The organism is Cryobacterium sp. 10I1 (genome assembly GCF_035019805.1).
GTDB classification, from domain to species: domain Bacteria; phylum Actinomycetota; class Actinomycetes; order Actinomycetales; family Microbacteriaceae; genus Cryobacterium; species Cryobacterium glucosi.
Genome location: NZ_JASJVF010000201.1, coordinates 1 through 6,069 on the forward strand (window position 1 = coordinate 1; position 6,069 = coordinate 6,069).

6 protein-coding genes are annotated in these 6,069 nt (G+C 70.3%); 3 read left to right on the plus strand and 3 right to left on the minus strand.

Annotated elements, in window-relative coordinates; translation table 11 throughout:
• Nucleotides 1–761: methyltransferase domain-containing protein (locus QN345_RS14485; RefSeq protein ID WP_323508795.1), on the minus strand; the 761-nt coding region annotated here is incomplete at its 3' end.
• Nucleotides 762–790: 29 nt separating this feature from the next.
• Nucleotides 791–2,521, minus strand: coding sequence for a type III polyketide synthase (locus tag QN345_RS14490; RefSeq protein WP_416172950.1), 1,731 nt, complete (start codon nucleotides 2,519–2,521; stop codon nucleotides 791–793).
• Here QN345_RS14490 and QN345_RS14495 point away from each other — a divergent pair.
• Complete coding sequence (locus QN345_RS14495) at nucleotides 2,460–4,205, plus strand: pyruvate dehydrogenase (protein WP_322135293.1); 1,746 nt, start codon at nucleotides 2,460–2,462, stop codon at nucleotides 4,203–4,205. The two genes, QN345_RS14490 and QN345_RS14495, sit on opposite strands and share 62 nt — an antisense overlap.
• Before the next feature lie 150 nt (nucleotides 4,206–4,355).
• On the plus strand, nucleotides 4,356–4,550 hold the full coding sequence (locus QN345_RS14500) for a hypothetical protein (RefSeq protein WP_241975437.1): 195 nt from the start codon (nucleotides 4,356–4,358) through the stop codon (nucleotides 4,548–4,550).
• A gap of 50 nt (nucleotides 4,551–4,600) precedes the next feature.
• On the opposite strand, the gene QN345_RS14505 is transcribed toward QN345_RS14500, so the two are convergent.
• Entirely contained in the window at nucleotides 4,601–5,530 is a 930-nt protein-coding gene (locus QN345_RS14505) for a phosphatase PAP2 family protein (RefSeq protein ID WP_322140937.1), read from the minus strand.
• 262 nt (nucleotides 5,531–5,792) lie between these two features.
• On the opposite strand from QN345_RS14505, the gene QN345_RS14510 reads away from it, so the two are divergent.
• The gene (locus QN345_RS14510; protein WP_322135291.1) at nucleotides 5,793–6,020 is read left to right on the plus strand and encodes a hypothetical protein; all 228 of its coding nucleotides are present in this window, start codon (nucleotides 5,793–5,795) and stop codon (nucleotides 6,018–6,020) included.
• Nucleotides 6,021–6,069: the final 49 nt, after the last annotated feature.

Here is a 6,069-nt window from a genome sequence, read left to right on the forward strand (position 1 = left end):
GTCGCGAAGCGGTGGGCGCGGGCATCCGGGTCGATCGCGGTCACCGTGAGGAGCAGGCCGTCCCGGGCCGCCCAGCGCAGCAGCAGGCGAGACGGATGCTCCCGAACCACGTCCCAGCCCGGCGGCACGACCGCGCGCAGTTCCGGCGCGGTGAAGCTGCGGCGGATGGAGGTGAGGCCGTCCGCGCGGATGTACGAGTCGCGGAAGAGCGGCCAGGTGCCGAGGCCGAAGCCGACGTAGGCGAAGGTGCTGCGTTCGATGTCGCCGAGCAGCACCCGGCCGCCGGGCGCCGCGAGCCGTTGACAGTCGGCGAGCAGGCCGCCGAGCTGCGCGCCCGTGAGGTGATGCAGCACGTGGTTGGACACCACGACATCGAAGCGAGCTCCCTCGTCGGCGAGGTCGGAGCTGAGCGCCTGCCGGAAGGTCAGCCGGGGCAGCGGCGGCCGGGCGGTCGCGAAGCGGTGGGCGCGGGCATCCGGGTCGATCGCGGTCACCGTGAGGAGCAGGCCGTCCCGGGCCGCCCAGCGGGCGAGCGCCCTGGCGACGTCGCCGCCGCCCGAGCCGATATCGAGCAGCGTGCTCTCCCGGCTCGTCGAGAGGAGCGGCCGGATCTCGCGCCGGTACACCCCGCGCCAGCCGGAGACGGCGGCGTTCACGTATCGGAAATAGTCGTACGTGCGGCTCAGGACCTCGGGGTCGCAGCCCGGATCGTCCATGAGCTCGACCGCGTCGCTCGCCCGCCGGCGGAGGAACGGCAACATGGGAAACAACGGCGATCGCGCCAACCGCGTCAGCCGCGCACCACAGTCATCAGGCCGGACTCGACCGTGAGCCCCGGTCCGAACGCCATGGCGCAGAGCCGCTCTCCGTCCGCGGTGTCCGGGGCGTCCAGGATCGCCTTCAGCACGAAGAGGATCGTCGCGCTGCTCATGTTGCCGTAGGAGCGCAGGGTCTCCCGCGACGGCACGAGCTGCGCCTCGCTCAGCCCGAGCTTGGCCTCGGTCTTGTCGAGAATGCTGCGCCCGCCGGGGTGGATCGCCCAGTGCGCGATCGCCGTGCTGAGGTTCAGGGCCCGCCCGGTCGCGGGCTCCGTCGTGGTCTCCGTCGTGAGCGCGGGCCCAGCGGATGCCTCCGGCGCGTGCACCGGGACCGCGAGCGTCGCAACCGACCCGGCCGCAGAACCCGCCTCGCCGAGCACACCCGGCTCCGCAGGCGACCCCTGCACCGCGAGCAGGCCCGCGAGTTCCGCCAACTCGGTCGCTTCGGCCAATTCCGTGGAGGTGGCGAGTTCCGCGAGCTCGGTCGCAGTGGCCACTTCGGCCAGGACTTCGACCTCGTCAGTGAATTCCTCGATCGGCATGGTCTCACCGAGAGCGGCGACGGCAGCGGCGAGCCCCGGGTCCTTCGCGAAGAGCGGAGCGAGAGCGCCCTCGATGTGCTGGTCGATGATGTGCGGGACGTAGCTGCTGAGCACCATCTCGAAGCCCTCGTCGCCGATCTTCCAGGCCATGTCGCCCTCGCCGACGGGGGTGATCACGGTCTCGAAGAGGTCCAGGCTGAGGGCGTTCTCACCCGGCGCCGGGGCGCGTGAACTCACGATTCCGGCGGCCGCACCATCCGAGAACAGGGAGGAGGCAACGATCGTGTCGGGGTCGTCCGAGGTGCGGAGATGCAGCGAGCAGAGCTCGGCGCTCACCACGAGCACGACGGCGTTCGGGTCGGCTTCGACGAACTGCTTCGCCGTGCGGAGCGCGGGCATCGACGCGTAGCAACCCATGAACCCCAAGTGATACCTCTGCGTTGTCGGCTTCAGGCCCAATTCCCGCACGAGCATATAGTCGGGGCCGGGCGCGTAGAAGCCCGTGCAGGACACAGTCACGACGTGGGTCACGTCTGCGGCCTCGATGCCGGGGCAGGCGGCGAGCGCGCGGCGGCCGGCCTCGACGAAGAGCTTCGTCGCCTCGGTGATGTACAGCTCGTTGCGCACGCGGGTGCTCGGCACGAGAAGGGTCTGCGTCGCCGCGTCGAAGAACTGGGGATTGGCGACGTCCGAGTCGAGGGTCAGCTCCTCGATCACGGTGTGGCGTCGTTCGATTCCCGAGAGATTGAACGATGCCGTCACGAGCCGTTTCCCCAGCCTGCTCAATCCCGGCTGGGAGGCGAACACATCGCGCACCTGTTCCTGGACGAGGACGGTGGATGGAACAACGGTCTGTAACGCTCGAAGAGTGACGGACATAGCCCCAGTGTTACACGCGGCCCTGCGAGGCACACCCCCCATTTTCGCGGGCGGCGGCAACAGCCGACGGATGCCCGCATCCCGAAACTGGGCGCCGGCAGTGAATCCGCTGGGCGCGGTTCCGTGGCGCGGAGTGATGCCTAGGCTGGAATGTGGCGTGGGGCAACGGGGACGCGCGTCGCCAACCGCGGGCCGGTGCCCGCCTATCCGAGGGAGTCCCGTGGCTACGACCGTCGCCGACCAGATCATCGCCCAGCTCATCGACTCCGGCGTGCGCCGCATCTACGGCATCGTCGGCGACAGCCTCAACCCGATCGTCGACGCCGTTCGGCGCAGCGGCGGCTCCGCGAAGGGCGGCATCGACTGGGTGCACGTGCGCAACGAGGAGGCCGCGGCCTTCGCGGCCAGCGCCGAGGCGCAACTCACGGGTGAGCTCGCGGTCTGCGCAGGGAGCTGCGGACCGGGCAACCTGCACCTCATCAACGGCCTCTACGACGCCCACCGCTCAGGGGCACCCGTGCTCGCGATCGCGAGCCACATCCCGAGCGCCCAGATCGGCAGCTCCTTCTTCCAGGAGACCCACCCCGACCGCCTCTTCGTCGAGTGTTCCAACTACTGCGAACTCGTCAGCTCCGCCGCCCAGGCCCCGCGCGTCGTGAGCATGGCCATGCGCCACGCCATCGGCCTCGGCGGCGTCGCCGTCGTCACGCTCCCGGGCGACATCGCCGAGCTGCCCTCCGTCGGCACCGCGCCGACCATCACCCTGACCAAGCCGGGCACGCTCGTGCCCTCGACGGCCGACGTGCAGCGCCTCGCCGACGCCATCAACAACGCACGCCAGATCGCCATCTTCGCCGGGATCGGCGTCGCCGGAGCCCACGATGAGGTCGTCGCCTTCGCCGACCTGCTCGCCGCCCCGATGGGGCATTCCCTGCGCGGCAAGGAGTGGATCCAGTACGACAACCCCTTCGACGTGGGCATGACCGGGCTGATCGGCTACGGCGCCGCCCACGACGGCATGCACGACGCCGACCTGCTCATCCTGCTCGGCACCGACTTTCCGTACTCGCAATTCCTGCCCGACGGCACGGATGTCGTCATCGCGCAGGTGGACATCCGTGCCGAACACATCGGCCGGCGCACGAACGTCACGGTGCCGGTGCACGGGGATGTCGCGGCGACGCTCAACGCGGTCACCCCGCTGATCACCCGCACCGCCGACCGGCGCTTCCTCGAGAAGACCCTCAAGCACCACGAGCAACTCATGCACAAGGTCGACGGCAACCCGCGCAACGTCGAGAAGCGCACGCCGATCCACCCCGAGTACGCGGCCTCGATCCTCGACGAGGTCGCCGCAGACGACGCCGTCTTCATCGCAGACACCGGCATGTGCAACGTCTGGGCGGCCCGGTACATCAACCCGAACGGGCGCAGGCGGATGCTCGCCTCGCTCCTGCACGGATCGATGGCCAACGCGCTCCCCCAGGCGATCGGCGCCCAGGCGAGCCACCCGGGGCGCCAGGTCGTGACCCTGTCCGGAGACGGCGGCCTCTCGATGCTCCTCGGCGAGCTCGTCACCGTCGCCGCGCAGAACCTGCCGGTGAAGATCGTCGTGTTCAACAACTCGACCCTCGGCATGGTCAAGCTCGAGATGCTCGTCGACGGCTACCCCGACTTCGGCGTCGACGTTCCGGCCGTCGACTACGCCGCCGTCGCCAACGCCCTCGGCATCTACGGCCAGCGGGTCGAGGATCCCGCCGACATCCGAGGCGCCCTGGAGCGCGCCTTCGAGCACAACGGGCCCGCGCTCGTCGACCTCGTCACCGACCCGCTCGCCCTGAGCATGCCGCCGACGATCACGGGGGCGCAGGTGCGCGGTTTCGCGCTCGCCCTCTCCCGGGTCGTGCTGAACGGCGGCGTCGGCGAGGCCGTGCAGCTCGCCCGCACGAACATCCACAAGCTCTAGTCGCGCCCACATCGGCAGGCCGCGCCCGAAACGGCGGGCGCGGCCCGCCGAAACCGGCGCGGCCGCCCCGTGTCGCGCTGGCTGCACTCGGGCTACCCTGAGGCCCAGAGGACAGTCGCCGGGCGTGCGGAATCGGAGGAGCTGATGGCCATGGACGGACGTGGACGGGTGATCGTGCGGGACGGACCGTGGGGCTTCGTCCTCTTCCTGGCCTACATCGGAGCGGCGATCTACTTCGTCTCGGTCTCGAGCGGAACGTTCTGGGGTGTGATCCTCGGGCTGCTCCAGGCGATCGTCTGGCCGGTCTACGTCGTGTATCACGTACTCGTCCTGATCGGCGCCTGAACGCCGGACGATTCGCGCCGGACCGCGTGACCGGTCGGGTGCCCCGCAGCTCAGGGCAGGCGGTCGAAGAGGTGGGTTGCGACGAACGCGACGAGGGATCCGGCGGCGCAGATCGCCGCGACCCCGCCGACGTAGGCGATGACGGCCTCGCTGTTCGGGCCGGAGGCGCCGAAGAACGTCACGAGGAACGCCGCGGCCGCGACCAGACAGAACGGCACGACGAACCAGAGCTGGATGCGGTATCCGATCGCGGGCGTTCCGCGGGTCGGGGCCAGGGGACCGGTCCCCGCGTCCGGGTCGGTGTTCCCTGCCGCGAACCGGCGTGCCGACCCGCGCGCTCGCAGGCGGCGGGGCGATGCGCCCCATACCCAGAGCGCGATGCCGCCCGCGCAGCCCCAGACCGCGACGACCAGGAGCCCGGCGATGACGTCGCTCGGGCGGTGCCAGCCGTTCGCGAGCGTGGAGACGCCCGCGACGGCCGCGAACGCCGAGCCGAGCAGTGCGGCGAGCCAGCGGGTCCGCGGGCTCGAGACGAGGAACACGGCAAGAGCGGATGCCGCAGCGACCGTCGTATGCCCGGACGGGAACGAGTTGCCGGCGTAACCGTCGACCCCGAGATCGGGACGGGTGAGCAGGATGTCCTTGAGGACCTGGGTCGTGACGACGGCCCCCAGGGCGACGACGACGGCGACGACGAGCGTGCGGAGATCGCGGCGCACGGCCGTGATGATCCCGGTGATGACGGCGCCGGCCACGACCGAGACGGTCGGAACCTGGTCGAGCACCTGCTGGGTGACGACCGTGACGCTGCGACGGCCGAAGATCGAGCCGTCGTAGGCGAGCTGGTCCATCGTCTGGCCGTGCAGGGTCCGCACAAAAAAGAGGTACAGCGCGACGAAGACGGCCGACGCGACGATCGCGCCGCCGAGATATCGCAGGAATCCTGTTGTCGAGAGGGAGCGCACAGTCCAGCTTCGCACGACTCGCTGGACAGACCGTGGGTGAGGCCGCAGAAACGCCGGATCGGACACCGAACAGGACGTCGCAGTCAACGACACCGGGCGACACCGGGCCAAAGCAAAGGACCCCGGGGCCGAACGCCGCCGAGGTCCTTCTCAGCAGAATTCAACTGCTGTGATGTTGAAGGTACACCGTGCGGGGACGCCCGCGAACCACCGCTGCACAGGTGCCCGCCGCACGCTAGCCCTTGACTCGGCGGGGACGCGGCGTACCGTGACTGGCATGTTTGCTGCACACCACGGTCGGCACGTCGCCGACAAGGACCATCCCGCACGCGGGACCACGTCGCGGGACGCCCACCCGGCCGGTGCCGAGGGCTTCAGCGGACTCGAGGGCGACTTCGAAGAGGAGCGCCGCCGGGCAGCGAGCGCCCAGGCCGAACCCTACGAGCAGGAAACCGTGACCCGGCCCACCCTTCCGGGAACCACCGAGGGACTGACTCACCCCTGACCCACCCCTGCTCCGCCCCGCTCAGACCAGGTCGGGCTCAGACCAGGGC